The organism is Idiomarina sp. UBA3162, from assembly GCF_002364475.1.
Taxonomy (GTDB): domain Bacteria; phylum Pseudomonadota; class Gammaproteobacteria; order Enterobacterales; family Alteromonadaceae; genus Idiomarina.
Genome location: NZ_DEYI01000050.1, coordinates 897 through 1,709, shown reverse-complemented (window position 1 = coordinate 1,709; position 813 = coordinate 897). Strand labels below are relative to the sequence as shown.

General features: G+C 43.9%; 3 protein-coding genes. All 3 read left to right on the top strand.

Going from position 1 to position 813, the window contains the following annotated elements; all coding sequences use genetic code 11:
- Window positions 1-256 (top strand): alanine:cation symporter family protein (locus B2X00_RS05965; RefSeq protein WP_290486521.1); only part of this gene is annotated, 256 nt, incomplete at its 5' end.
- A 133-nt stretch (window positions 257-389) separates the two neighbouring features.
- Window positions 390-716 (top strand): hypothetical protein, encoded by a 327-nt coding sequence (locus B2X00_RS05960; protein ID WP_071464312.1) that lies wholly within the window; start codon window positions 390-392, stop codon window positions 714-716.
- Window positions 717-724: 8 nt separating this feature from the next.
- Window positions 725-813 (top strand): DUF1315 family protein (locus B2X00_RS05955; RefSeq protein ID WP_290486524.1); only part of this gene is annotated, 89 nt, incomplete at its 3' end.

The following is an 813-nucleotide window of genomic DNA, read 5'->3' as shown; positions in this document are numbered from 1 at the left end:
GTGGTCTTACTACGGCGACCGTGCGGTTGTTTATTTGTTCGGACAAAAAGGCGTCATGCCTTACCGCATTCTTTACGTGGCAGGCTTCTTCTGGGCGTCTTTTGCCGACACCACCTTAATTTGGACGGCATCGGCCGTCGCCATCGTGTTAATGACATTACCGAACTTGATTGGTATGTTGTTATTACACAAGGAAATGAAGAGTACGGTTAAGTCGTACTGGCAAGACTTTAATAAAGAACAAAAACGTAAATAGGTATAACGTTTATGTTAAAAAGCGGGGCTTTTGCCTCGCTTTTTTTATTTAAACTTCATTTATTCGGGCTGTCCCTTGAATTTGGTGACAAAAGCCTTATATTGCTTGGTATATATCAGTAAAGGTGTTTGATATGGCATTAGTCAATTGCCCGTCGTGCGGCAAGCGTGTGTCTTCAAAAGCAAAAGATTGCCCTCATTGTCAGTTTGTATTCGCGGGTAATTCAAAAGAAGATATCGAGCGTGAAGCGGCTCGACTGCGTCAAGAAAAGTCGGATAAACTGGTTTCTCAGTCGATGTTAGCGCTATTGCTTTCAATCGCTGCCTTTGTCTATCTATTCTTTCAACAACCCCTCGCTAATAGTTGGCAGCGAAGCACTGCGCTATTAGTTATTGGTATTGGGCTCGTGTGGTTTGTGATAAATCGAGTACGCCTTATTATGCTGAAGAGAAAGCGGTAGAGTACAGCATGCAATTTGAAGACCTCATTAATAGTATGAGCCAAGACACCTATGAACGCTTGGTAAGCGCTGTCGAAACAGGCCGCTGGCCTGACGG